The sequence below is a fragment of the Pedococcus sp. 5OH_020 genome (assembly GCF_027812955.1).
Classification (GTDB): Bacteria; Actinomycetota; Actinomycetes; order Actinomycetales; family Dermatophilaceae; genus Pedococcus.
The window spans coordinates 58,802-80,611 of sequence record NZ_JAPYZV010000008.1 but is presented as its reverse complement, the minus strand read 5'-3'; the positions used below and the strand labels follow the sequence as shown (position 1 = coordinate 80,611).

21 protein-coding genes are annotated in these 21,810 nt (G+C 71.3%); 6 read left to right on the top strand and 15 right to left on the bottom strand.

Annotation, left to right across the window (positions count from 1 at the left end):
• Positions 1-36: 36 nt before the first annotated feature.
• Positions 37-1,377 (top strand): MFS transporter, encoded by a 1,341-nt coding sequence (locus PHA84_RS15415; RefSeq protein WP_270889015.1) that lies wholly within the window; start codon positions 37-39, stop codon positions 1,375-1,377.
• Here PHA84_RS15415 and PHA84_RS15410 read toward each other — a convergent pair.
• The 14 genes from PHA84_RS15410 to PHA84_RS15345 form a co-directional block, all read right to left on the bottom strand.
• Complete coding sequence (locus PHA84_RS15410) at positions 1,351-1,671, bottom strand: L-rhamnose mutarotase (RefSeq protein WP_270889014.1); 321 nt, start codon at positions 1,669-1,671, stop codon at positions 1,351-1,353. The two genes, PHA84_RS15415 and PHA84_RS15410, sit on opposite strands and share 27 nt — an antisense overlap.
• Positions 1,672-1,679: 8 nt before the next feature.
• Positions 1,680-2,288 carry a hypothetical protein gene (locus tag PHA84_RS15405; RefSeq protein WP_270889013.1) on the bottom strand — a complete coding sequence of 203 codons (609 nt, stop codon included), beginning with the start codon at positions 2,286-2,288 and terminating at the stop codon, positions 1,680-1,682.
• Entirely contained in the window at positions 2,285-3,160 is an 876-nt protein-coding gene (locus PHA84_RS15400) for a carbohydrate ABC transporter permease (protein WP_270889012.1), read from the bottom strand. Before PHA84_RS15400 ends, PHA84_RS15405 begins: the two co-directional genes overlap by 4 nt.
• Entirely contained in the window at positions 3,160-4,110 is a 951-nt protein-coding gene (locus tag PHA84_RS15395) for a carbohydrate ABC transporter permease (RefSeq protein ID WP_270889011.1), read from the bottom strand. Before PHA84_RS15395 ends, PHA84_RS15400 begins: the two co-directional genes overlap by 1 nt.
• On the bottom strand, positions 4,107-5,477 hold the full coding sequence (locus PHA84_RS15390) for a Gfo/Idh/MocA family protein (protein WP_270889010.1): 1,371 nt from the start codon (positions 5,475-5,477) through the stop codon (positions 4,107-4,109). The genes PHA84_RS15395 and PHA84_RS15390 overlap by 4 nt, the downstream gene beginning before the upstream one ends.
• On the bottom strand, positions 5,474-6,406 hold the full coding sequence (locus tag PHA84_RS15385) for an alpha/beta hydrolase (RefSeq protein WP_270889009.1): 933 nt from the start codon (positions 6,404-6,406) through the stop codon (positions 5,474-5,476). The genes PHA84_RS15390 and PHA84_RS15385 overlap by 4 nt, the downstream gene beginning before the upstream one ends.
• An 11-nt stretch (positions 6,407-6,417) precedes the next feature.
• Complete coding sequence (locus tag PHA84_RS15380) at positions 6,418-7,710, bottom strand: ABC transporter substrate-binding protein (protein ID WP_270889008.1); 1,293 nt, start codon at positions 7,708-7,710, stop codon at positions 6,418-6,420.
• A 164-nt stretch (positions 7,711-7,874) separates the two neighbouring features.
• The gene (locus tag PHA84_RS15375; protein WP_270889007.1) at positions 7,875-8,765 is read right to left on the bottom strand and encodes a DUF6807 family protein; all 891 of its coding nucleotides are present in this window, start codon (positions 8,763-8,765) and stop codon (positions 7,875-7,877) included.
• Positions 8,762-9,775, bottom strand: coding sequence for a LacI family DNA-binding transcriptional regulator (locus tag PHA84_RS15370; RefSeq protein WP_270889006.1), 1,014 nt, complete (start codon positions 9,773-9,775; stop codon positions 8,762-8,764). Before PHA84_RS15370 ends, PHA84_RS15375 begins: the two co-directional genes overlap by 4 nt.
• Entirely contained in the window at positions 9,772-10,932 is a 1,161-nt protein-coding gene (locus tag PHA84_RS15365; RefSeq protein ID WP_270889005.1) for a Gfo/Idh/MocA family protein, read from the bottom strand. Before PHA84_RS15365 ends, PHA84_RS15370 begins: the two co-directional genes overlap by 4 nt.
• Before the next feature lie 117 nt (positions 10,933-11,049).
• Positions 11,050-12,156, bottom strand: coding sequence for a glycerate kinase (locus tag PHA84_RS15360; RefSeq protein WP_270889004.1), 1,107 nt, complete (start codon positions 12,154-12,156; stop codon positions 11,050-11,052).
• A gap of 2 nt (positions 12,157-12,158) precedes the next feature.
• Positions 12,159-13,016, bottom strand: coding sequence for a sugar phosphate isomerase/epimerase family protein (locus PHA84_RS15355; protein WP_270889003.1), 858 nt, complete (start codon positions 13,014-13,016; stop codon positions 12,159-12,161).
• The gene (locus PHA84_RS15350) at positions 13,013-14,173 is read right to left on the bottom strand and encodes a dihydrodipicolinate synthase family protein (RefSeq protein WP_270889002.1); all 1,161 of its coding nucleotides are present in this window, start codon (positions 14,171-14,173) and stop codon (positions 13,013-13,015) included. The genes PHA84_RS15355 and PHA84_RS15350 overlap by 4 nt, the downstream gene beginning before the upstream one ends.
• A complete protein-coding gene (locus tag PHA84_RS15345) occupies positions 14,170-15,324 on the bottom strand; it encodes a Gfo/Idh/MocA family protein (RefSeq protein ID WP_270889001.1) in 1,155 nt (384 codons plus the stop codon). The genes PHA84_RS15350 and PHA84_RS15345 overlap by 4 nt, the downstream gene beginning before the upstream one ends.
• Before the next feature lie 219 nt (positions 15,325-15,543).
• Here PHA84_RS15345 and PHA84_RS15340 point away from each other — a divergent pair, with 219 nt between their 5' ends.
• From PHA84_RS15340 to PHA84_RS15325, 4 genes are all read left to right on the top strand, one after another.
• Positions 15,544-16,299: a (Fe-S)-binding protein gene (locus PHA84_RS15340; RefSeq protein ID WP_270889000.1), complete on the top strand. Its 756-nt coding sequence runs from the start codon at positions 15,544-15,546 to the stop codon at positions 16,297-16,299.
• Positions 16,296-17,822, top strand: coding sequence for a LutB/LldF family L-lactate oxidation iron-sulfur protein (locus PHA84_RS15335; RefSeq protein WP_442952910.1), 1,527 nt, complete (start codon positions 16,296-16,298; stop codon positions 17,820-17,822). Before PHA84_RS15340 ends, PHA84_RS15335 begins: the two co-directional genes overlap by 4 nt.
• The gene (locus tag PHA84_RS15330; protein WP_270888999.1) at positions 17,819-18,451 is read left to right on the top strand and encodes a LutC/YkgG family protein; all 633 of its coding nucleotides are present in this window, start codon (positions 17,819-17,821) and stop codon (positions 18,449-18,451) included. The genes PHA84_RS15335 and PHA84_RS15330 overlap by 4 nt, the downstream gene beginning before the upstream one ends.
• A gap of 304 nt (positions 18,452-18,755) precedes the next feature.
• Positions 18,756-21,122: a polysaccharide lyase family protein gene (locus PHA84_RS15325; protein WP_270888998.1), complete on the top strand. Its 2,367-nt coding sequence runs from the start codon at positions 18,756-18,758 to the stop codon at positions 21,120-21,122.
• Between the two features lie 57 nt (positions 21,123-21,179).
• Here the strand turns inward: PHA84_RS15325 and PHA84_RS15320 are convergent, their stop codons facing one another.
• Positions 21,180-21,479 (bottom strand): hypothetical protein, encoded by a 300-nt coding sequence (locus PHA84_RS15320; protein WP_270888997.1) that lies wholly within the window; start codon positions 21,477-21,479, stop codon positions 21,180-21,182.
• A gap of 138 nt (positions 21,480-21,617) precedes the next feature.
• Between PHA84_RS15320 and PHA84_RS15315 the strand changes: the two genes are divergently transcribed.
• The gene (locus PHA84_RS15315) at positions 21,618-21,785 is read left to right on the top strand and encodes a hypothetical protein (protein WP_270888996.1); all 168 of its coding nucleotides are present in this window, start codon (positions 21,618-21,620) and stop codon (positions 21,783-21,785) included.
• The last annotated feature ends 25 nt before the right edge of the window (positions 21,786-21,810 follow it).

Genomic DNA, 21,810 nt, shown 5'->3' with positions numbered 1-21,810 from the left:
TGCCGAGGCGGGTCGTGTCCCGGGGTGGAGGACCCCGTGACACGGCCCGCCTTGTCCTTCCTCCGGGCCTGCAACCCAGCACGCGGCAAGCCCGCGCGCGTGCCCGACCTTCCCCGCTACCTGCTCGGGGCGGGCCTCGCCAGGCTGGCCGTCGAGGGCCATGCGACCGCCCTGGTGCTCCTGGCCCTGGACCGGACCGGCGATGCCCGCACCGCTGGGGTCCTCCTCGCCGTCCTTCTCGCGCCGAGCCTGGTCGCCGGGCCGCTCGGCGGCACGCTGCTCGACCGCGTCCGCAGGAGGCGCGCGACATACGTCGGTGCCCTGGCCTTCCTCGCCACGTGCATCGGGTCCTTGAGCATTCTCCTCGGGCCACGGCTGGGAGCCGCTCCCATCCTGGCCGCTCTCCTGGCCGGCTGCACGCTCACCGTGGTGAGCGGCGGCCTGAGCAGCCTGGTGCCCGACCTCACCAGGGGCACGCCTTCGGCCCGGGCCTTCGGCCTGGACTCCATCGCGTACAGCGCGGCCAGCGTGGCTGGTCCGAGCCTGGCCGCTGCCGTCGCGAGTACGCTGGGCGCCGCAGCAGCGGTGCAGGCCTGCGCGGTCCTGGTCGCCGTGGGCGCGCTGCTCGTCGGCACCCTGGACCTGCCCGCGACGGCGCCCCAGGAGCGACGGGCCGTCGGACTCCTACGCCAGACGGGAGCAGGTCTGAAGCACATGGTCACGGTGCGCCCGCTGTCCGTCGTGACCGTGGGGTCGACGCTCGCCTTCGTGGGCTTCGGCCCGGTCGCGCTAGCCACCGCGCTCGTGGCCGGGACGCTGGGTCACGACCGGTCCGCCGGTGGGCTGGCCCTCTCGGGGTTCGCCGCTGGTGCGCTTCTGGGAAGCCTGCTCGTCACCGTACTCAGGACGCCCCGCAGCTCTCCCGAGCTACTCGTCCTCGGCAGCCTGGCTGCCACCGGTGTGTTCCTCGGCCTCGCAGGGCTGGCGCCCCGGTTCGACGTCATGGTGGCCTGCTTCGCGCTCGCCGGTCTCGTGAACGGCCCAGGCCTCGTCACGACCTTCGCGATCCGCGCGGACTGCTCCCCCGCTGGCATGCGTACCCAGATCTTCACGACGGCGGCCAGCCTCAAGGGAGCCGCAGGAGCCGTAGGGGCGGCGCTGGGCGGGACGCTCGCCGCGTTCGGCGCCCGCGGGCTCCTGGTCACGATGGGTTCCATCCACGTACTGGGCGCGCTGGCCGGTCTCGGTGTCGCCTTGGCCTACCGCTCTCGCCGGCGCCGCGCCGCCGAGGCCGTTGCCGCCGTGTCAGGCGCCGCCGAGTCAGTCGCCGCCGAGTCAGTCGCCGCCGAGTCAGTCGAGGTGGAAGATCTCCGGTAGCGGGGACATCGCCTCGTCGGGGTGCTGCCCCTCGAGGTTGACGAAGAAGTCCTTCATCGACTCCTGCCATCGCGCGTTGACCTCGGTGAGCGCCATCTCGCGCTGAGCCGACTCCCAGTTCGGGGTCTCGAGGTAGCCGACCAGCAGGCCGTCGTCGCGCAGGTACAGGGAGTAGTTGCCCCACCCCGCGGCGCTCAGCGCGTCCTGCATGGACGGCCACACGTCACGGTGCCGCTCGCGGTACTCCGCGACCCTGTCCGGCTTGACCTGTAGGACGAAGCAGATCCTGTGCATCGGCCCTCTCACCTTCCCCGTCCAGCTGCCCGGAGAGCAGCTGGTCCTCGCTCGGTGGCTGCGAGCGTCGCCAGGCACAAGATCCCGGGAACCAGCACGGCCAACGGAGGCACGAGGAACGCTATAGCGGTCGCAGCAACGATGGTCGCCACGACCACCATGCTGCCCTTGACGTCGTCAGTCGAGTGGCCGGCCGCCCGCTCGACCAGCTCGAGCCATCGCTCGCCGGGCGCCCAGAGCGTGGCGGCCCGCAGGACGACCTGCGCCGTGAGGGCCCACACCACAGCCAGCAGCGCGAGGTAGGCCCCGCCATGTGGAAGCCCGGACGCAGCCGCAAGGGCGGCTGCCGCACTGAGGGCGGCGGGGCCGAGGACCGCCAGGCCGGTGCTGGGCCGCTCGCTCAGGACCTGCCACGTACACCTCAGCTGGTCGATCCACCGCACGGTCAGACCCTCCCGCTGACGGCGTAGCTGCCGCATCCCTGCGGTCACCGCGGGCAGTGCGGGCACCAGGAGGCCGCACAGCAGGCCGACGAGGACCAACGTTCCCAGCGCCTCGCCGAGAAGCTCGAAGCGCGAGGCCGCCGGCGGCTGAGCGGAACGCGGGGACGGGCTCATCCCTTGAGTCCCGACGTCGCGACACCCTCGACGAGGTAGCGCTGGAACGCCAGGAAGAAGACGCCGATCGGCACCAGCGACAGGACCGACATGGCGAACATGGGGCCGAAGGCCGACTGGCTGGTCTGGTCGACGAAGATCCGCAGGGCCAGCGGCAGCGTGTACTTCGACGGGTCGTTCAGGTAGATGAGCTGGGTGAAGAAGTCGTTCCAGGTCCAGATGAAGGTGAAGATCGCCGTCGTGATGAGCGCCGGCCGCAGGAGCGGCATGACGACGTAGCGGAAGATCCGGACGGGCCCGCAGCCGTCGATCGTCGCGGCCTCGTCGAGCTCGCGCGGCAGGCCGCGGATGAACTGCACCATGAGGAACACGAAGAAGGCGTCGGTCGCCAGGAACTTCGGCAGGATGATCGGCAGGAACGTGTTCACCAGGCCGAGCTTCTGGAAGATGATGTACTGCGGGATCAGCACCACGTGCAGGGGAAGCATGATCGTCGCGATCATGAACCCGAACAACACCGAGCGTCCGCGGAACCGCAGGCGCGCAAAGGCGTAGGCGGCCAGCGAGCACGTCAGGATGTTGCCCAGCACGGCGCCCACGGACACGATCAGCGAGTTCCCGACATACGTCCAGAGGCTGTAGCCGGCCACGCCCTGGAGCACCGAGCCGTAGTTGGCGCCGGTCGGGTGCGTCGGCAGGACACCGATGTTCGTGAGGACCTCCTCGGCGGGCTTGAACGACGTGCCCACGAGCCACACGACGGGGTACAGCAGGACGATGAGGATGAGGACGACCATGAGGTGCCACAGCACCCGGGACGCGGGACGCCTGATCTTGGCAACGGTGCTCTCACCGACGGGTACGGCAGTCATCACTGGTCATCTCCGGCGTAGTGGACCCAGGATCGGGAGGAACGGAAGATCAGCGCGGTCAGCACCGCGATGACGACCAGGAGGACCCACGCCATCGCGGCGGCGTAGCCCATCCGGAAGTCCGCGAAGCCCCGCTGGTAGAGGTACAGCGTGTAGAAGAGGGTCGAGTCGCTCGGACCGCCACGGCCACCGCTGACGATGAAGGCGCTCGTGAAGGACTGGAACGCGTGGATCGACTCCAGCACGAGGTTGAAGAACAGCACAGGCGTCAGCATGGGCACCGTCACCGACCAGAAGGTGCGGATGCGGCCGGCGCCGTCGACTGCGGCGGCGTCGTACAGGTCCCGTGGGATCTGCTTCAGCCCCGCGAGGAAGATGACCATCGGAGCGCCGAACTGCCACACGGCCAGCGCCACGAGGGTCAGCAGCGCGTAGTCGGGGTTGCTGATCCAGCCCCCGGTGTGGATGCCGACGGCGGACAGCAGCCGGTCGACGGTGCCCTTGTCGCTGAACAGCACTCGCCACACCAGGGCCACCGCCACACTGGCCCCCAGGAGGCTCGGAGCGTAGAACAGCGACCGGTAGATGCCCTGTCCGCGTCGGGGGCGGTTGAGCAGGAGGGCGACCGCGAGGGCGAGGGCCAGCTTGAGCGGTACCGAGAGCAGCACGAACTTGCCGGTCACCGCAGCCGAGCTGCGGAAGCTCTGGTCGGCCGTGAACATCTGGCGGTAGTTCGCCAGACCGACCCAGTGCGGCGAGGTGAACAGGTCGTAGTCGGTGAAGGACAGGAACAGGGACGCCAGCATCGGCCCTATCGTCAGGACCAGGGCCCCGACGAGCCAGGGAGCCAGGAACAGGTACGCGGATCGCTCGGTGCGCCGGCTCTTCGGAGCCGGCGGCGCCGGGCTCCTGCTCTCGACCGACGGCTGAGCCACAGTCTGGGTGCTCATGGCCGTTCCTTCCCGCCACGGGCGTGGACGAGCTCTGGGCCAGGGGTGGGATTGCCCCTGGTATGGGTGGCGCTGCCGGTCAGCTCCCTCAGCACGGCTCCGACGGGGACCGGCAGCTGGGTGGCGATGCTGTGGTTGGCCGCGATGCCCGTCATCGCGGCGCGGACGCCGTCCACGAAGGTGGCGCTCCGGCCGTCGGCCTCGTCGGTGGCCTGCAGGAGCTCGGCCATCATGCGGGCGTCTCCGCCCCCGTGAGCGCCGACGCCTGGCCGGGCCGCGACCTCGACCGGTTCACGCCACATCGGACGGTGGACCAGCCGGGCCCTGGGGGTCGGCGGCTCCGCGCCCGCGATGGTGCCGGCCATCGCCCCAGCCTGCGGCGCAGCCCAGGCACTCTCCTCGACCTCGAGCTCGAGGCGGCCCTGGCTGCCGTTGAAGGTGACGCGATAGCCCTCCCACGGTGAGTACGCCGTGAGGTGGTACGTCATCGTCGCTCCGGTGTCGTACCGGACGAGAACTGCCATGTCGTCCTCGATGGTGATCCCCGGGCCGAAGACGTTACGGTCCCGCCGGTATCCCTGCTCCCCCTCGGCCTCGAGGTAGAGGGCCCGGAGCCGGTCCGAGGCCGAGAGGTCGAGGTCGAAGGGCTTCAGGCCGGCGTCACGGCGCTCGCGCAGGTCACCGTGGTCGAGCCCTCGCTCTGCCCCGGCTGCGCCGTAGTAGAAGAGCCGACCCTCGGCGAACACCCGCTCGGGCGAGGCGCCGAGCCACCACGACACCAGGTCGAAGTGGTGCGAGCTCTTGTGGACGAGGAGCCCGCCCGAGCTGGCCTTGTCGCGGTGCCACCGCCGGAAGTAGTCAGCGCCGTGGTGCAGGTCCAGCGCCCACTCGAAGTGCACCGACCCGACCTCCCCGATCGCGCCGTCCGCGATGAGGTCACGCACCTGCTCGTGCACGGGGTTGTACCGGTAGTTGAACGCCACGCGGATCGAGCGTCCGGTCCGTCGCTGTGCCTCCACGATGGAGCGGCAGGCGTCCTCGGTGATGGTGAGCGGCTTCTCGACGATGACGTCGCAGCCGGCCTCCACCGCCTGCACGACGAAGGCCTCGTGAGTGTGGTCCGGGGTGCAGACGACCACCGTGTCGACCTGCTCGCGGACGATCATGTCGAGGAGCTCGTGCGGCTGCCAGCAGGTGAGCTCGAGCCCTGGGTGGCTTTCGCGGAGCCACTGCTCCTGGACGCGCATCCGGTGCCGGTTCTCGTCGCAGAAGGCCACCAGCCTGCCACCGTCCGCCAGGCCCTCGGCCCACATGGTGGCCCGGGATCCGAGGCCGACCACCGCGGCGCGACGGGGCGAGCGGCTCATCGCGAAGCCCCCTCGAGCTCGTGCACGGTCTGCGCGACAGCACGGACCAGGTCGTCGTTCGCACGCTGGGACAGGGGCGCCTCGGGCACGAGCGAGTCGAACCCGTGGAAGGCGCCGGGGTAGACATGCAGCTCGACGTCCACGCCGGCCTGGAGCAGCCGGGAGGCATAGGCGATGGCCTCGTCCCGCAGCGGGTCGCGGGCGGCCGCTGTGATGTACGCCGGCGGGAGGCCGCCGACGTCCTCGGCGAGGGCGGGAGAGGCGTAGGCGTCGGCCGGCCCACCGCCGAGGTGGGTCCGCCACATGATCCTGTTCGAGGTGGCGGTGAAGACCGGGCTCTCGACGATGGAGGTCGCCGAGGGGGTCTGGCCCCGGTGGTCGAGCACGGGCTGGACCAGCACCTGGCGCGCCAGCCGGGGGCCGCCCTGGTCACGAGCGCGCAGCGCCACGGCCGCAGCGATGCAGCCGCCGGCACTGCTCCCTGCCACGACCAGCTGCTCCGCCGAGCCACCGAGGGCACGAGCCTCCTGCGCCAGCCACTCCAGTGCGGCATACGAGTCCTCCACCCCGGCGGGGTAGGGATGCTCCGGCGCGAGGCGGTAGTCCACGTTGACGACGAGGGCACCTGCCTCCACGGCCAGCTGCGAGCACACCGCGTCGGACGAGTCGAGAGTCCCCATGATGAAGGCCCCGCCATGGACCCAGAGCACCGTCGGCCCGGTGACACCGGCGCTGGGGCGGTACACCCGCACCGCCAGGGCGCCACCGGGGCCGTCGATGACCACGTCCTCCACCTTGGCCTCGCCGGCCCGCCGGTACGGGGCCACCGGACGCCGTTCGGCGTTCGTCCCGCGCGCCGCAGCAACGTCGGTCAGGTCTGTGGGTGGCAGCCGCAGGGCCGCCTCCGCGAGGTCAGGATGCAGGTCCATGATGTGTCTCCTCAGCCGCCCAGGCTCTGGTGGGCGTCGTCGACGACGCGCTTGGCTCCCGCCTGGACGGAGGTCTTGCCGAAGATGACGTCGTCGTACACCTGCTGGAAGTTGCGCTTGATCTCGGCCGAGCCGACCGGCCAGACCGGCGCCTCGGTCGTCACGAGGCTGGCGACGCTGCTCTCGTAGTCGAACACAGCCTTGCTCGGACCACTGACGCTGCCGGCCACCGACTGGCGAACCGACTGGTTCGGCGGCAGACCGCGAGTGGCACCGAGGATCTTGCCCGCCTCCGGGTCGTTCACCAGGAAGTCGATCAGCTGTGCCGCGACGTCCGCGTTCTTGGACCGGTTGGTCAGGCCCCAGGTCACCGTGGGCAGGGCGCTCATGCCCGTCTTGCCGTTGGCCGAGGGAAGGGGCGCCGCCGCCGTGCCCGGCTTGGCGGTGATGTACGCGGTGAGGCTGGAGTCGTAGTTGATCTCCGAGGCCGCCTGCCCGTTGACATAGGCGGAGTTGGGCATCGAGCCGTCCATCTTCGTGGTGGCCGAAGGCGCCGACACGGCCTTGCTCTTGCGCAGGTCGGCGAGGGTGCCCCAGAACTGCGCGAGGTCGGCCTCGGTGAAGCCGAGCTTGCCGTCAGGGGTGTAGGTCTGCTTGCCCTGCTGCGCCAGCCAGACCTCGAACCAGTCGATGGCCCAGCCGAAGTCGGTCGTCCCGGGAGTGCCACTGGCGCCCAGCTTCTTCATGGTGGCGGTGAACTCGTCCCAGGTCCACCCACTGGCCGGCGGCGGGTTGACGCCCGCCTTCTTCCAGGCGGCGGGGTCGTACACCAGCGACTGGGTCAGCTGGCCACCCGGCAGGGCGTAGAGCTGGCCTTGCACCTTGCCGGCCGCAAGCAGCTTGGGGTCGATGTCGTTGGTGTGGATCGTCTTGCCGACGTAGGGCGTGAGGTCCTTGAGCACGTGACGCCGGGCGTAGTCGCCGAAGTTGGGGCGGTCGATCTGCACGATGTCCGGTGCGCCGCCGCCGGCGAGCTGAGTGGAGAGCTTCTGGAAGTAGGCGTCGTACGCCGAGAACTCGGTCTGCACCGTCACGTTCGGGTGCTTCTTCTGGAAGAGCTCGATGGCGGACTTCGTCGCCTTGGCCCGGTCCTCGTTGCCCCACCAGACCAAGCGGAGCGTGGTCTTGCCGCCGTTGCCGGCGCTACTCCCACTGCCTCCGCCGCAGGCTGCGAGCGGCACGACCGCCGCAGCCACCGCTCCGAGGGCTACCACCCGGAGCCTCGAAAGTTGCTGGATTCCCATGAGTGGTCCCTTTCGTCGTTGAGAGGCTTTCCCGTACCGATTGAATCGGTTCATTCAGCGAATGTACGGGGGCCTCGCGCGGGAGTCAAGAGGCTGGCGCATAAAAGGGAAAGCACTTTCCCAGCACGGCTGGAGGAGCGCGGCCCGGCTCCGCGGTGCATCGGTCACGCCCCACCCTGGGGCGCACCACCCGGTGCCCGGTAAGGGTCGGGCCCACCGAGCTCGAGCAGCTCGTCCTGCACCTGGGCGAGGGACAGCGCGCCGTCGGCCACGACGATGGCGAGGCCGCAAGGCAGCTCTTCCCCGGGGGCCAGCACGCGTGGGCGGGAGCCGACCAGCGCGGGGCCGGCACCGACGTACTCCTCGAGGCGGAGGAACCACGGCTCCGGCGTCGCCGCCAGGTCGCGCAGCCCCAGGGTCCAGGTGCCACCCCCGTCCGCTACCCCGGAGCGCACCACGAGAAACGGTGCGTGGCGGCCGTTGAGGGCATTCTCGCCGCGGGCGGTCGGGCTCTGCGCCTCGGCGACGGTCGCCTCCGCAGGACCGCGCCAGAAGACGCCGCCGTACCCCGCACCCGCCCTGCCCCGGGCTCCGGGGCCGCTGAGCGTCACCGCTTCGCGGCCCGGGTTGCGCAGGACGGACCGGTGGCGCAGCCTCCAGGCGTCGCCACGCGCTCGCCCAGGCAGGACCTCGATGTCGCGCTCCTCGTCCAGAAGCACAGCGCCGGCCTTGTCCAGCCAGCTGAGACCCAGCGAGACCCGGTCCGGAGCCGACCCGCACCGGTCCACTCGCTGGCGGCCATGGTCGTCCCGCCAGACGTACCCCTCCTGCGGCAGGTAGGTCGGCCCACCCCAGAAGTTGGTGTCGTCGACGAGCGGAATGCCCACGCTGAGCCCCAGATGATGCGGATGGTCCCGCGGGGAGAAGCCCGTCACAGGCGATCCCGACAGCGTCCGTAGAGGGTGCAGGTACGGCCTGGGCGACAGCGTGGTCGGCAGGGTCTCCCCGAAGTGCAGGACGGCGACCTCGGTGTCGTCCACCGACAGAGCGATCACGCCGGAGGAGGGGCCGTGCTGTCCCTGACCACGACCTCACCCGACACCCTGGTGATGCGCGGGTGCGCACTGGGCTCCGCGACGAACGCCAGGCGCGCTGCCTGTCGCCCCATCTCGGTCAAGGGCAGCCGGACGGTGGTCAGAGCGGGCAGCACGTCACGCAGCGCCGGCACGTCGTCGAAGCCGGCGACGGACACCTCCCAGGGGACGCTCAGGCCCAGACAACGGAGGGCGGCGAGCGCGCCCATGGCCATCACGTCGTTCACCGCCAGCAGGCACGTGGGCCGGGATGCCGCCTGCGCGGCCTGGGTCGCCGCCTCGAACCCCCCTTCCCAGGTGAAGTCGCTGGCGAAGACGCGGGCCCGAGCACCTCGCCGCTCGACCTCCCCCTTGAAGCCGCGCGCCCGGTCCGAGGCCGTCAGGAGGTTCGCCGGCCCCGCGAGGATCCCGAGCTCGCGATGCCCCAGGTCGAGGACGTGGTTCGCGAGGGCAGCCGCGCCGGCGCGGTTCTCCGGGACGACCGTGTCGACTCCGAGGCGGTTCTGGCTGACGCACGAGACGCGGCCCCCCTCGCTCGTGAAGGCGGCGAGCTCGGCGGCCAGGGCCCTGGTCCGCTGGCGGTTCGACGTGCGACTGCCCACGAGGATGAGTCCTCGAGCGCGCTGCGCACGGAGCAGGGAGACATGTTCGAGCTCGCGCTCCACGCCTCCGACCGAGGTACCCAGGGACACGATGAGGCCGCGCGACTCCGCGACCTCGAGGGCCCCCGCGGCGATGGCGGAGAAGTAGGGGTCCGTGATGTCGTGGATCACGAGACCGGCGACGGTGCTCGAGCCGCGCGCGACCGCCTGCGCGTGGGGGTTCGCCCGGTAGCCGAGCGCGGTGGCCGTGGCCAGGACCTTGGCGCGCAGCTCCTCCCCCACGACGCGCGTGCTGCCGTTCACCACCCGCGACGCTGTGGCGATCGAGACACCGGCCTGCTCCGCCACATCGGCCAGGGTGACAGTCATCGCGCACCTCCGGACAGCTCGACGGTCTCCCGGGCCCACGGCGTGGGCGTCTCCCGGAGCAGGAGCGAGGACTCCACGCAGCTACGCAGCGTCTCCTGGACGTTCGGCACCGTCACTGCGACGAGGTCTGCGACGTGCGCCCGCTGGGTCCACCGGGAGTCGATCGCCCTCGTCGGCGTGGTGCGCACCTGCTCCATCACGGCCATGAACGCGGCGGAGCGGGCGAGCGGCGAGATGAGCGGGTGGGAGGGGTCCTCGAGGTGGTCCAGCAGGTCCTCGAGAAGGTCGGTCCGCTCAGTCCGGGTATTGCTGGTCACCCCGCCGGTCTCGATCGCCAGCTCGTCCGTCGTGTACACCAGCTCGGCGTGGCCCCGGTCCCCGCGGACCAGGAGCCGAGGCTCCCGCGGCTCCTGCGCGCACAAGGTGACCGCCACGGTGATGACCGTGCCGCGCCGCGTCCGGATCCGGACCGTGGAGGTGTCGTCGGTCTCCACTGGGTTGGCGTGCAGGAGGTCGGCCTCCACCGAGACCAGGTCCTGCTCCTCCTGGCTGTCGTCCAAGGCGAGAGCGGCGGCGACGCCGTGCGCGAACGGGTTGCTGACCGCACCGTCGAGCGTCGGGGTCCCGTCCACCTCACGTCGGCCCGCCCAGGGGGCGCGGCTGAAGTAGCTCGCGTCCCGGACCCATTCGCCCAGCACCCCGATGCTGCTGACCGTGCCGAGCTGCCCGGAGGCGACTACGCCGCACAACGCCTCGAGAGCATGCGACCCGAGCGCCTGGAAGCCCACCTGGCAGGCAAGGCCGCTGGCCGTCACGGAGGCCGCCAAGGCATGGAAGTCCGCCAGGGTCGAGGTCGGGGGCTTCTCCAGCAGCAGGGCGGAGCCGACCGCCAGGGCAGCCTGCGCGTGCGAGAGGTGCAACGGTATGGGCGTACAGACCACCGTGACGTCCGGCCGTTGCTCCTCGAGCAGCGTACGGGCGTCCGCCACCCACGCAGTTCCGGGCCCGACCAGGTCACGAAGCGTGTCGGTCGGTGGCCGGGGGTCCGCCACCCCCGCGAGGGTGGCCCGGCCCGCCAAGGCCAGCCGCTTGATGTTGCGCAGGTGGACCTCGCCGTGTCCATGCGCGCCGAGCAGCGCCACTCGTGGTGCGACCATCAACAGCCTCCGGTCCCTCTTCGCCTCGCCTCGACGCCGTGGCGACCTCGCGGCTCCCACGTCCGCGCGTCGCGCGTCGACGACCCTACCTGATGGGCAACCCCTTTCCCAGGCACCCTACCTGCCCTCCGCCAACTGTCCGGCTGCCACCTCGAGCCAGTGGGCCGCGTCACCCATCGCCGCCGCGGTGGAGCCTGCGAGGGCAGTGAGCGTCCTGCAGTCGGCCAGCGAGGCGGGAAGCCGGCCCGAGGCGGACCCGACACAGGCCAAGACTGGCGTGCCTGTTCGACCAGCGAGCTCCAGGACGTGCCCGACGACCTTGCCACCGGTCGACTGCTCGTCCAGGCGCCCCTCGCCGGTGACCACGACGTCCGCCCGATCCAGCTCGTCCGCCAGACCGACCATCGTGCCGAGGAGGGCGGAGCCCGGCATCAGGCACGCCTGCCACAGGGCCATGAGGCCGTAGGCGGTGCCGCCCGCCGCGCCGGTCCCCGGCTCGAGGACGTCAGCGGCGCTGCCCACGCCCGCGGTCCGGCAGACCGACGCGAAGCGCGTGAGGGCCACCTCGAGCTCCGCCACCTGGGCCGGCGTCGCGCCCTTCTGCGGCCCGAACTGGGCGGCCGCGCCGCGCGGCCCCAGCAAGGGTGCGTCGACGTCCACGAGGACCGTCACGCCGCCGGACGGGGCGGGGACCAGCCCGCGGACGTCCACTGCGTCGCACTGCGCCAGACCTGCACCGCCGAGCCCGACCTCGCTGGACCCGGCCAGCCATCGCGCTCCGAGCGCACGGAGCGCACCAGAGCCCCCGTCCGTGGAGGCCGACCCGCCGACGGCCGCCACGATCCGCCGTGTCGCCGGATGGGCGGCCGCGGCCGCCAGCAGCTGCCCGAAACCCACGGTGTGCGCCCCGAGAGCGTCTGGCCGCCGCATGAGGGGAAGGCCCGAGGCCCGTGCCAGCTCGACGAACGCGGTGCCGTCGGGCAGCTGCAGCCAGCACGCCTGGACCGGCCTCCCATCCGGCCCCGTGACCACCAGCGCATGCCCGACGGCCTTCGGATGCCGCGCCTGGAGCAGCTCGAGCGTGCCTTCGCCACCGTCGGCCAGGGGCACCTGCACCACCTCGTCGCGAGGCCGGACGGCGAGCCAGCCGCGGGCGATGGCTGCGGCGGCCTCCGCTGCCCCGACCGACCCCTTGAAGGAGTCCGGGGCGATCAGCACACGCACGGTCAGAGCCCCAGCACGCAGCGGTGGTAGCGCTCCTTCATCGTGGCCAGGACCTCGTCCGGGTCCTGCGCCCAGACCTCTGCGTTGAAGATCTCCACCTCGATGTCGCCGGTGTACCCGGCGGCCGTCACGAGGCCCAGGAGCCGCGTGAAGTCGATGTGGCCGTCTCCCATCATCCCGCGGGAGAGCAGGCTGTCCGCGGGGAGGGGGGTGATCCAGTCGCAGACCTGGAAGCTCGCGATCCGTCCCGCCGCGCGCTCGATCTGCTCCTCGACCTGCGGGTCCCACCACACGTGGAAGGTGTCCACCACCACAGCGACCTGCTCCGGCGGGAACTGCTCGGCCAAGTCGAGGGCCTCCCCCAGCGTGGCGAGCACGCCCCGGTCGGCCGTGAAGATCGGGTGCATCGGTTCCAGGGCCAGCCGTACGCCGTGGTCAGCGGCGATCGGCGCGAGCCGCGCGATCCCCTCCGCCACCCGGCCGCGAGCGCCGGGCAGGTCCCGGGATCCTTCCGGCAGCCCGCCTACGACCATGACCAGACAGTCCGTCCCGAGCGCCGCTGCCTCCTCGATCGCGCGCACGTTCTCCTCGAACGCCGCCCCCTGGGCCGTCGGACCCTCCCCCGTGAGGAAGCCGCCGCGACACAGCGAAGAGACCCGCAGCCCCGCGTCCGAGATGAGGGCCGAGGCCTTCTCAACGCCCAGGTCCGCGAGCGGCTCTCGCCATACCCCGATGGACTCCAGGCCCGCGCGGACGCAGCCGTCGACGGCCTCGGCCAGGGACCACGAGCTCGTCGTCTTCTGGTTCAGCGACAGGCGCCGAAGGTCCGCCCTCACGGCGGGGCCTTGGGCGGCGGTCATCGCGGCAGCCCCGCGACGTCGAGGAGCGACTCCATCCGCCGGACGGCGAGCTCCGGGTCGGGCAGCATGTTCGCCTGGTCGGCGAGCCGGAAGGTCTCGGCCAGGTGCCGGATGCTGCGGGCGCTCTGGAGCCCCCCCACCATGGTGAACCCTGGCTGCATACCGCTGAGCCAGGCCAGGAAGGCGATCCCCGTCTTGTAGTAGAACGTCGGCGCGGCGAACACGTGGCGCGCCAGCGGCAGCGTGGGCTCGAAGGCAGCGGCGTACGCGGCGTCGTCCCCGCGGTCGAGCGCGTGCAGGGCCTGCGACGCCAGAGGTGCGATGGCCGCGAAGATGCCGAGCAGGGCGTCGCTGTGGTGGGTGCCGTCCCCGGCGATGAGCTCGGGGTAGTTGAAGTCGTCTCCGGTGTACAGGCGGACTCCCGCCGGCAGGGCGGCCCGCAGCGCCTTCTCGTGGTCGGCGTCGAGCAGCGAGACCTTGACCCCGTCGACCCGATCCGCGTTCTCCCGGACGAGGTCCAGGAAGGCCGCCGTCGCCGTGGCGACGTCCGGCGAGCCCCAGTACCCCTGCAGCGCCGGGTCGAAGGCCGTGCCGAGCCAGTGCAGGATGACCGGCGCCTGCGCCTGCGCCAGGAGCTTGTCGTACACCGCCCGGTAGTCGTCGACGCCTCGCGCCACCCGGGCCAGCTGCCGGCTCGCCATGACGATCGCCTGTGCTCCGGTGGACTCGACGAACTCCAGCTGTTCCTCGTAGGCCGCCAGGACGTCCGAGACACCGTCGAGGCCAGCCGGAGCGTGGTCGGTCCCGGCCCCCGCTGCGATGCGGGCCCCCAAGGAGGCGGCCTCTGCGGCCGAGCGCGACACCAGCTCCTGGGTCGTGGGCCAGTCCAAGCCCATTCCGCGCTGCGCCGTGTCCATCGCCTCGGCAAGGCCGAACCCGTAGGACCACAGGTGTCGGCGGAACGCCAGGGTCGAGTCCCAGTCGACGACCGCCGGCATGCCGGGCGTGTTGTCGCCGAGCGGGTCGGCGACCACGTGGGCCGCCGCGAAGGCCACCCGCGACCGCGGCGTCCCCTGAGGCACCGGCAGCCCACCTCGGCTGACGACCGTGTAGTCCTCGATCCCCGTCTGCCTACCGGGCAGCCTCACCCGCGTCACAGCGCCACCGGCTCGAGTGCGATGCGGCGTCCTTCCGCCGAAGACTGCAGGCCGGCCGCGGCGAGCCGGACGCCCCGCACCCCGGCGAGGAAGTCGTAGGGGTGCTCACCGTCACCGTGCAGCGACCTGATGAACTGTTCCCACTGGGCCTTGAACCCGTTGTCGAACGCCGTGTTGGCGGGCACGGGCTGCCACTGCTCTCGGTAGCGCTCGGTCTCCTCGAGGTCCGGGTTCCAGACCGGCTTGGGGGTCTGCGAGCGGTGCTGGACCACGCACTGGTGCAGGCCTGCCACCGCACTGCCCTCCGTGCCGTCGACGTGGAACTCGACCAGCTCGTCGCGGTGCACGCGCGTGGTCCAGGAGGAGTTGAGCTGAGCCACGACGCCGCCGGCGAGCTCGAAGATGCCGTACGCGGCGTCGTCCGCCGTCGCGTCGTACGGCTTGCCATACTCGTCCCAACGCTGCGGGATGTGCGTGACCGTCTTCGCCGTGACGGCCTCGACCGACCCGAACAGGTTCTCCAGGACGTAGTTCCAGTGGCAGAACATGTCGGTGGTGATGCCGCCGCCGTCCTCCTTGCGGTAGTTCCAGCTCGGCCGCTGGGCAGGCTGCCAGTCACCCTCGAACACCCAGTAGCCGAACTCCCCCCGGACCGACAGGATCCGGCCGAAGAACCCGCCCTCGATGAGCCGCTTCAGCTTGAGCAGGCCCGGCAGGTAGAGCTTGTCGTGGACGACCCCGTTGCGCACGCCCGCGGCACGTGCCGCGCGGGCCAGGCGCAGGGAGCCTTCCACGTCGTCCGCGATCGGCTTCTCGGTGTAGATGTCCTTCCCGGCGGCGATCGCCTCGAGGATGGCCTTCTCGCGCACCGTGGTGAGCTGGGCGTCGAAGTAGACGCCGTCCTCGGGGTTCGCCAGGGCCGATGTGAGGTCCGTGGTCCATCGCGCGACACCGTGGCGCTCGGCGATCTCCTGGAGCTTGTCGGCACTTCGCCCCACCAGGACCGGGTCCACCTGGACGCGACTGCCGTCGCTCAGCTCCACCCCGCCCTGGTCGCGGATCGCCAGGATGGAGCGCACGAGGTGCTGCCGGTACCCCATCCGGCCGGTGACGCCGTTCATGATGATTCCGAGGCGCTGGGTCGTCGTCATTGTTCTCCTTAGGCAAGCGGTTTCCCGACTACGGTAACCGTCTTCTGCCAGCGGGACAAGGGGCTGGCGCGGCATCGTGGAAACCGCTTGCCTCCCGACCTGCGCGAGTGACAGGATGCAGCGGGCCCAGGCGGCGCGCCAAGCCACCCTCCTCTAGGGTTGGGTGGGGGTAAGGGCACCGGACACGGGCGTGGCCAGGGCTGTGAAAGGAAGGTCGACGTGAGGATCGCGTTGTTCGTGACCTGCCTCGGGGACGTCCTGTTCCCTGACGTCGGCCGTGCCACGGTGCAGGTGCTGGAGCGGCTCGGGCACGAGGTGGTCTTCCCGCAGGCCCAGACCTGCTGTGGCCAGATGCACACCAACACCGGGTACCAACGGGACGCGGTCGGACTCGTGCGACACCATGTGGAGGTGTTCGAGGAGGCGTTGGCGGACGGGTCCGAGGCCATCGTGGCGCCGTCGGGGTCGTGTGCGGGGTCGGTGCGGCATCAGCACGCGATGCTGGCGCGACGCGCCGGTGACGAGGTGCTGGCCATGCGGGCGGAGGCCGTGGCAGCCAGGACCTTCGAGCTGTCGCAGCTGCTGGTGGAGGTGCTTGGAGTGACCGATGTCGGAGCGTCCTACCCGCACCGCGTGACGTACCACCCGACGTGCCACTCGCTGCGGCTGCTGGGCGTCGGCGATGCCCCGCTGCGCCTGCTGCGGGCGGTGCGCGGGATCGACCTGGTCGAGCTGCCGGCCGCGGACTCGTGCTGCGGGTTCGGGGGCACGTTCGCGGTCAAGAACGCCGAGACCTCGACGGCGATGCTGGCCGACAAGATGTCGGCGGTACTGACGACCAGGGCGGAGGTCGTCACTGCCGGGGACGCGTCCTGCCTGATGCACATCGGCGGAGGCCTGTCCCGCCTCAGGACGGGCGTGCGCCCCGTCCATCTCGCCGAGATCCTCGCGTCCACCCACGGTCGTGCGGCGTGAGCACGTTCCTGGGGATTCCGCGGGCCAGGGTCGCCGGGCCGGCCGCCGACGTCGCGGTGGGCCAGCTGTCCGGGGACCGTCCGTTCCCGGCCGCGGCCCACGAGGCGCTCGCCGACAGCCGGCTGCGCCGCAACCTCGCGCACGCCACCTCCACCATCCGCGCCAAGCGGGCCGCCGTCGTGGAGGAGGTTCCTGACTGGGAGGCCCTGCGAGATGCCGGATCGGCCATCAAGGCCGACGTGATGGCCCGGCTGCCGGAGCTGCTCGAGGAGCTGGAGGCCAACGTCCAGTCCCGAGGCGGTGTCGTGCACTGGGCCCGGGACGCCGCCGAGGCCAACGCGATCGTCACCCGCCTGGTACGCGCGACGGGGGCGAAGGAGGTCGTCAAGGTCAAGTCCATGGCGACCCAGGAGATCGGCCTCAACGAGGCCCTCGAGGCCGCCGGCATCCAGGCGCACGAGACGGACCTGGCTGAGCTGATCGTCCAGCTGGGCCACGACAAGCCCTCGCACATCCTCGTCCCCGCGATCCACCGCGGGCGCGCCGAGATCCGCGACATCTTCGCCCGCCAGATGCCCGGCGTAGACCCCGCACTGACGGACGAGCCGCGGGTGCTGGCGGCCGCCGCGCGCAAGTACCTGCGTGAGGTGTTCCTGCGCGCCGAGGTCGCCGTCAGCGGCGCCAACTTCGCCGTCGCCGACACCGGCACGCTGACGGTCGTGGAGTCCGAAGGCAACGGGCGGATGTGTCTGACGCTACCGCGCACGCTCATCACGGTGATGGGCATCGAGAAGGTCGTCCCCACCTGGGCGGACCTGGAGGTGTTCCTGCAGCTGCTGCCCCGGTCCTCCACCGGCGAGCGGATGAACCCCTACACCTCCACCTGGACCGGGGTGCACACCGTGGACGGCAGCGCCGACGGAGTGCCGGACGGGCCACAGGAGTTCCACCTCGTCCTCCTCGACAACGGTCGCACCAGGGCCCTTGCGGACGAGCTCGGCCGCACCGCACTGCACTGCATCCGCTGCTCCGCCTGCCTCAACGTGTGCCCGGTCTACGAGCGCACCGGCGGCCACGCGTACGGCTCGGTCTACCCAGGACCCATCGGGGCGGTCCTGACCCCGCTGCTGACCGGGCTCACGGGCGGTCACGACCCGAACGACTCGCTGCCCTATGCCAGCTCCCTGTGCGGCGCCTGCTACGACGTATGCCCCGTCAAGATCAACCTCCCCGACCTGCTCGTCCAGCTCCGCGCCCAGCACACCGAGGCCCACACGGAAAGCCATCGACTGCCGTCCGCCGAGGCCACCGCGATGAAGGCCGCAGCGTGGACCATGGCCGACGCCGGCCGGTTCGCCAAGGCCGGTCGTGCCGCCACGCTGGCAAGGCACGTCATCCGCCGCGGGAGACCCGTCCTCCCGCTCCCCCCGCCGCTGAACGGCTGGACCGCCTCCCGAGACGCCCCCACCCCGCCGGCGGAGACGTTCCGCGACTGGTGGACCCGCACCAGGGGCACCCGGTGACCGCCCGGGAAGAGGTCCTGGGCCGCATCCGTAGCGCCCTCGGCGACCGCCCGGCGGCGCCGCCGATCCCGCGCGAGTGCCTGAGGGGCGGCGTGCACTCTCCCGGGTCACCGGAGCTGGCCCTCCAGCTCGTCGACCGGTTGGAGGACTACAGAGCCACCGTGGTCCGCGTCGGGGCGGCCGACGACGGCGACATCGGCCGGGCCGTGGGGGACGCCCTGGCGAGCCGCGAGATCGGCCAGGCTGTCACCCCTCGCGGAACGCCGCGGGAGTGGACCGGATGGCTCGCCGACGTGGTCGTCGACGAAGGCCAGCTCTCAGCGCGCGACCTCGACGCCATCCCCGCGGTCGTCACCGGCGCCGTGGTTGCCATCGCCGAGACCGGAACCATCGTCCTGGACGGCGGACCGCTGTGCGGCCGCCGCGCCATCACGCTCGTGCCGGACACCCACGTCTGTGTCGTGCGCGCCCGCGACATCGTGCAGACCGTCCCCGAAGCCCTCGCACGCCTGGACCCCCAACGACCGCTCACCTTCGTCAGCGGACCCTCCGCCACCAGCGACATCGAGCTCGACCGCGTCGAAGGGGTCCACGGCCCCCGGACGCTCGTGGTCGTCGTCGTCGGCTGAGGCAGGTCGCACGTCCAGAGGGCAGCATCGACCATAGCCAGGACGAAACCGGTCTGTTGCAGCATCCCGCCATCGCCAGCGGATCGGATGGGATCCACGGCGCACGGCACCGTCGGGCAACCAAGCCAGTGCGGCAAGCAGCAAGCCCGTGGAACACCGGATGACCGGGAAAAACGGGAAAGCCCATTCCACCTGCGGAGACCATCTTGACGGAAAACGGTTTCCACGTCAGGGTGGAAACCTTCCCTGAAGTCCCACGGTGCGTCATGGATGAGCCGCGCGCACCGCCGAGAGGAGTCGAACCGTGAATGACCACAAGCCCTCAGGCCTCAGCCGGCGGGTCGTCCTGCAAGGCATCGGCGGCGTTACCGCCAGCTCCATCATCGTCGCGACCGCACAGAGCGCAGGCGCCGCGACCGGCAGTGGCGCGACCGGCAGTGGATCGGGTGCCGGCGTCCGGGCTCTGATCGGCGGTCGCCGTGCACCGGTGGGGAGCTACGCCTTTCCTGACGAGGTTCCGGAGCTCGTCCTCGACAACGGCCTCGTGCGTATCGCCTTCGGCCGGGACGACGTCGGCGTGGCGACCGGCTGGAGCGACGTCTCCATCACCGCCAAGTCCGTCGTGGTCGCGGGCACCGAGCTCGCCCACAACCTCAACGGGGTCGAGCCGCGCGACCCTGACCGGCAGCACTCCTTCTACGTCGACGCGGCCGGTGGCAAGACCCGGCTCGTGTGCTCCCGGGTGGACGTGCTCCGCTCCGAGCCCGACCTGGTGGAGGTGGCCTTCGTCGACACGACGAGCGCGCCGCTGCGACACGAGCACCACATCGTGCTGCGTTCGGGACGACGCGGGATCTACGGCTACGACGTGCTGACCGCCACCGCCGACACCTCGATCTCCGAGGTTCGCATGAACACGCGCTGGGACCGCAGCCTCCTGGACCACGCGTACAACTGGGAGCGAGGCGCCGGGCAGCAGCCGACATACGCCTACCTCGCCACCCAGGAGCCTATTCAGGACGAGACGTGGAGGGTGGACGGAGCCAACAACCCCGACCTGCCCAGCCCGCACAGCAACTCGGGCAACCTCGCCCCCGGGTCCATCTACTCCAAGTACGAGTGGAGCCTGTACCACCACGAGAACCCGATGTTCGGCCACTTCGGCAACGGCTTCGGCGCCTGGTTCACGCCCCTGGGCGGCGTCACGGACGACACGCTGTGCGCCTTCTACGGCGCCGGGCCGCAGCACCAGGACCTCGCCATCCACCAGGACGCGCTCATCCTCAACTACTTCGGGCGCAACCACTACGGCGAGCCGGCGTACCAGATCCCGGCGGGGTACAAGCGGCTCTACGGCCCGTGGCTCACCTTCTTCACGGTCGGGGACCCTGACGACCCTGACGCCATGATCGCCGGGGCGGCTCGTACCGCGCGGACCGAGATCGAGGAGCACCGGGCCGGGGCGCCCTGGGTGAGCGACCCGCTGTACCCGGCGCCGAACCAGCGCGCCACCGTGACCGGACGCGTGCGGCTCACCGACGGACGCCCGGCCTCCGACTTCCACGTGGTCCTCTCGACCCAGACCAGCCCGGACGTCTTCCCCATCGCCGAGCCGACGTACTTCGTGCGTACGGACTCGGACGGTCGCTTCACGCTGCCGGGAATCCCGCCCGCCTGGCGGCCGGGGACCACAGAGCCCGGGTCCTACACCCTCTATATCCAGCCGGCCGACGGTTCGGTGACGGACCTCTACAGCCGCACTGGCGTGGTCGTCAGTGGCTCCGAGCAGAACCTCGGGGACATCGTCTGGACGCCGCGCAGCCACGGGACGTTGCTGTGGCAGCTCGGTCGCTCCGACCGGACCAGTGGCGAGTTCGCGCTGGCCTCGCTCTCGCCGGTGAAGCCGATGCCCCGGGAGTACGAGAAGCCGGGTCTGATTCCTGCCGACCTGACCTTCCGCGTGGGCGAGAGCTGGGAGCCGGTCGACTGGTACTACGCGCAGACCAACCGCGGCACGTGGACCGTGCGGTTCCACCTGGACCACACGTACCAGGGCACGGCATACCTCACCGTCGCGACGTCGATGCAGCAGCGCGGTGCGCCGACCGTCAAGGTCAACGGGACGTCGGCCGGCCTGTCGGGCTCGGTGCCCAACAACAACGACTCCACCATCGCGAGGCAGGCCGACCGCAGTGGCTACCCGCGCACCGGCGTCATCGCCTTCCCGGCGAGCCTGCTCGTGAGCGGTGACAACGAGATCACGTTCACCCACGGGGCGCCCGCCGCCGCGGGAACCGGCCCCGGCTGGGACACCCTGCTGCTCGAGGTGGACGAGGGCGCGTCGACCAGCACCGCACAGCTCGCCGCGACCTCGGAGTATGTGGGCGGCGGCGAGCCCGGTCATCACACCTGGCGGGTGACGGTGCGCAACACCGGCGAGGGAGCGGCATACGACGTCCGCGTCGGTGCTGTCAAGGATCTCCAGGCACGCTCGGCGCAGGTGGTAGGCCGTGACCCCAACCTGTTCCCTGTTCCGGTCACGGCCGTCCTCAACGCAGGTGACAGCGTCTCCGCCGATGTCACGGTCGTAGGACGGCAGCCTCTCGACGTCGCCGTCACCGCCGACGGCGGTCGCACGACGGCCCACGTGAGGACCAGCCCGGTACGCTGACCCGCCGAGAATGCGCCTGTCCCCGCTCTCGCGGGGGCAGGCGCATCGCGCTTTCGGTCACGGTCGGGGATCTCGCCTCGTCCAGGGCTTGCTGTCCCGCCGCTGCCCCATCGCGGCCGCGCAGCGTGGGCACACGTCCGTCACCTCGTCGGCGTCGCGGCCGGTGGCGGGCTGCGCGTCCGCCCAGGCGACGTGCGAGAACCTCAGCAGCCGGGACCGGCTGGTGGACAAGCCGCAGACCGTCTGGTTGGTGCCAGGCACCCACGCATGCACCTCCCCGGCGGGCGACCGGAAGCCATCGGGGTCCCGCCACGAACCGGTCGCCGCGACCGATGCCCGTTGCGCCTGCTTCGCCACCCGGTGCCTCCTCTCCCCGCGCTGCCTACCCACGCCCGGCCCGACCATGCGCCGACCTGGTGCTCCGGTGTGCGGTACCTGCGCCGGTGGGCGACGATGCGAGGGCAGGAGGCGACCCGTCAGCCAGAGAGGACGACCATGAGCGAGCCGACCACACCGAAGCCGGAGGACACCATCCGCATGACGCCGGAGCAGGAGCAGGCGGCCCTGGAGGCCTCCGTGTCCGAGGAGGGGACGGAACCTGCCGACGAGGCCGTGGGAGCGCACACCGACGCCCAGGGCGACCGGCATCACACCGAGAACTGACGGACCGGCGCCGGGTCCGACCGCC